This is a genomic window from Rhodococcus sp. IC4_135 (genome assembly GCF_011602025.1).
Classification (GTDB): Bacteria; Actinomycetota; Actinomycetes; order Mycobacteriales; family Mycobacteriaceae; genus Rhodococcus_F; species Rhodococcus_F baikonurensis.
This window is the reverse complement of the sequence record NZ_JAAOLG010000087.1, coordinates 1-3,094: the sequence shown is the minus strand read 5'-3', so window position 1 is coordinate 3,094 and position 3,094 is coordinate 1. Positions and strand designations below refer to the sequence as shown.

6 protein-coding genes and 1 pseudogene are annotated in these 3,094 nt (G+C 60.3%); 3 read left to right on the top strand and 4 right to left on the bottom strand.

The features are described from left to right. A pseudogene (locus G8767_RS36205) lies at window positions 1–127 on the top strand (IS630 family transposase); the annotation flags it as partial. Window positions 128–203: 76 nt separating this feature from the next. After that, window positions 204–563, top strand: coding sequence for an Lsr2 family protein (locus G8767_RS35020; protein ID WP_070160346.1), 360 nt, complete (start codon window positions 204–206; stop codon window positions 561–563). A gap of 86 nt (window positions 564–649) precedes the next feature. Here G8767_RS35020 and G8767_RS35015 read toward each other — a convergent pair whose 3' ends face one another. From G8767_RS35015 to G8767_RS35000, 4 genes are all read right to left on the bottom strand, one after another. Further along, a complete protein-coding gene (locus tag G8767_RS35015) occupies window positions 650–898 on the bottom strand; it encodes a hypothetical protein (RefSeq protein ID WP_070160344.1) in 249 nt (82 codons plus the stop codon). Between the two features lie 86 nt (window positions 899–984). Then, complete coding sequence (locus G8767_RS35010; RefSeq protein WP_235868021.1) at window positions 985–1,356, bottom strand: DUF3024 domain-containing protein; 372 nt, start codon at window positions 1,354–1,356, stop codon at window positions 985–987. Between the two features lie 70 nt (window positions 1,357–1,426). After that, window positions 1,427–1,648: a hypothetical protein gene (locus G8767_RS35005; protein ID WP_058036904.1), complete on the bottom strand. Its 222-nt coding sequence runs from the start codon at window positions 1,646–1,648 to the stop codon at window positions 1,427–1,429. A gap of 288 nt (window positions 1,649–1,936) precedes the next feature. Beyond that, a complete protein-coding gene (locus G8767_RS35000; RefSeq protein ID WP_058036905.1) occupies window positions 1,937–2,116 on the bottom strand; it encodes a hypothetical protein in 180 nt (59 codons plus the stop codon). A gap of 201 nt (window positions 2,117–2,317) precedes the next feature. Here G8767_RS35000 and G8767_RS34995 point away from each other — a divergent pair, with 201 nt between their 5' ends. Then, on the top strand, window positions 2,318–2,986 hold the full coding sequence (locus G8767_RS34995) for a PE-PPE domain-containing protein (RefSeq protein ID WP_166814258.1): 669 nt from the start codon (window positions 2,318–2,320) through the stop codon (window positions 2,984–2,986). The last annotated feature ends 108 nt before the right edge of the window (window positions 2,987–3,094 follow it).

The following is a 3,094-nucleotide window of genomic DNA, read 5'->3' as shown; positions in this document are numbered from 1 at the left end:
GACGGCGAAGATCCGAGAGTTCATCAACGGGTGGAATCCGCGGGCGCAGCCGTTCGTGTGGACGAAAACCGCCGAGCAGATCCTGGTGAAAGCTGACCGTAAAACAACTTCAAACTCGGGGCACTAGTAGCGCTCCCCGGATTATTCGATACTGCGGATAACCTGAACGCGGTATTCATTCCGCATTACTGAAGGGGATTGCTGTGGCTGAGATATTTATTCGCCAACTCATCGACGATCTCGACGGAAAGCCGATCGACGCAGGGTTGGGGCACGAGGTCACTTTTTCTTATCAGGGCGCCGATTATCGGATCGATCTTCGGCCTACCAACGCCGACAAGATCGAGGCTGTATTCGTCCCGTACGTAAAGGTTGCGGAGAAAGTCCCCACGGAAGGCAAAGCTCGTGCGAAAACCTCGACTGCGATTAAGCCGTCAGGCTCCGGTCGATCAGCCGAACAATTGAAAGCGATCCGTGACTGGGCCGGCAAGAACGGCTTCGAAGTCTCCCCACGCGGGCGGATCAAAGCAGACGTGATCGATGCTTTCGACGCCGTTCACTGAGCCTTGAGGGTAGCACCGTCGTCTTTCGTCGACATCTATGAGTCGCGGACCTGTAACTCGTAATTCTGGCCCGCGAGACGGACAGATCAGGCGAGCTCGAGACCGTCCTCGGCGGCGAATACCAAACGCCCGTCGTCGAGGGCTATCGCCCACCGCAGCGCCGGTGCCCAATCCCGACCCAGGTCAGTGTCGTCGATGACGGTGTCGGCGAAGTCCTCGACCACGATACCGACCTGCAGTTCGGTATCGCTGGGCTCTAATCCAGGGGTCCGGATCACAATGACCCGGGACCCGACTGTGATGGGATCTGTGGAGTGAGCGTCAGAATCGGGCATAGTCCATATTCTGGCAGAGGACCCGCCGACCCATCTCCTCACCCAACGATCGCGGATGTTTCCATTACGGTCTTGGTCTCAACAGGTCAACGCATCACCGACGATAACGGATCAACCCCAGAAGATCGGATCCCCACCGCTTTCGATGTGATCGAGCAAATCCTGAACATGTGGACTCGGATCCAAAAACTGTAGCGGTGAAATTTGAGGTGCCGGTCTCGCCAATACAACGTCCACAACCCTGTTTTCTTCGTGTAATACAGGCGGGCGATGGGGAAACGGGTCCACTCCGGGCCGAAATCCTCACGCCACGGTGGTCGGCATTCGCAGATCGTCACATGACGTGGCGTGATGTCGCATTCGACGCGGATCTCGTGCCGATACTGTTCCGGAACTCGACTGGCGCAATATTTCACGATCCGGGCGACATCGAGTTCGGGAAGTCCGGTGGCAGCCATGCCCACCATCATGCCAACCGCCATCGGCGGCCGACTTTCCTATCCGTGGTGAGTGGGGGCGCGGGTGGCGTCATGGGGTGGTTGCGGGTTGGAGTGTGGCTTCGAGCCTGGCGAGTCGTTCTTCGAGGACACCGGTGATCGCGAGCAGTCCCAGCACGGTGGGTTCGGTGATATCGCTACCGTCTTGCGCGTGTGCGAGCAGCGTTGTGCGCAGGAGTGAACACATGGGGGCGTCGTCGCTGATGGGGAGTTGTTCGAGTTTGGCGGTCAGACGTTCGGCGGGGGAGGTCATGGGTAGCTCCTGCACGTGTGGATCATGCAGGCCGAGTGAAAGGGGCGATTGCCTGCGCGGTGGTAACGGGTGGTGCGCTGGAACCGAGGCGGAAAGCAGCGCACCACAGTGGGTGATGTTACTGCGTCATTGCTGGCCGGTCGATAGTCGGGAGACACTCTCAAGCGTCGCCATCTTCTGTCGGAGCGACTTCTCGTGAAGCTCGGCCTCCACGGGGTCCTGTGCGGACTCCACCGTCAGTCGGTGATGAACACGAACGGGCAGGACCAGCATCTGAATGGGAGTAGTTCACCGCCAGGTTTGCCGGTTTTTGGATTGTCGGCTTTGGTCCGCGCCCTGTTGGGTGCTCTCGGTCAGGTAGACGAGGTTGCCTGCCGGCATCGGCTCAATCTTCACCTGCGTCAGTCGTCCGGCGTCTGCTGTGGCGTTGTCGGCCAGACCGAAGGCCGTCAGCCCCTGTACGGACATGAACTGAGGGGCTGGGCGTGGTACTAATCGGCGACCGAAGACGTTCGTCAAAGATTAGTGCAACGCGTTCCCGTTCTGGAGGCTTGTGAGCGGGTCACCCCACATATCACCTCGCGCGCAAGATTCCCGATCGCTAACTTCAAACCCGGTTACCTTCTCGCAGCATTCGCTGCATCCACCTCGTGCACCGGGAAAACTTTCATGTTCAAGAAATCTCGTTTCTTTTCCGTCGCTGTGGCCGTGATTGCCGGCGCCGTCGCATTTCCGCAGCAATATGCCTCCGCCTCCGTTCCTGCCACGTGCATGGTGCCGCTGGTGCTCGCCGTGGACGGTACGAAGGGGCCGCATACGCCCACGAGTATCGACCCGGCGTCGCCGCTCAACGCCATCGCCGGCGACTACCGGGCTCTCGGGTACGTCGTCGAGCATGTGGAGTATCCGGGCGGAATCCTTGCCGGCGTCGCCGGTTGGACACAGAACTACGACGATTCCGTCGCGATCGGCTTGTCGCGGCTTCGGGATCGGATAGCCGCTCAGGAGCATATGTGCAGTTCGTCAACTCGATATGTCCTGCTCGGGTACTCCCAGGGTGCGCGCATCGTCGGGGATCTCGCGGTCGAGATCGACCGCGGCGAGATCGGTACGAAGCTTGCCGCCCGGGTCCAGGTTCGGCTCTACGCCGATCCTCGGCAGCCGAAGACGGGCATCGAGGTCGCCCTCGCAGGACGGAAGGCTCCGAGTGGCGTCACTTTCGCGGGGGAGCGGGCGCCGTTCCGTCTGGTGGAGGTCGAGTGGATCTGCGCTCCGACCGACGGAGTATGTGATGCCCGGGAGCCGCTGGGCGCGACCACGGCATTGTCAAGTTGTTGAGATCCGCTGATCTGGGATGATCTACGGGTGTCGTCAACGTACAAGGGGTTCCGGTTTCCGCGGGAGATCATCGCGCACTGTGTGTGGCTGTACCACCGATTCACCCTC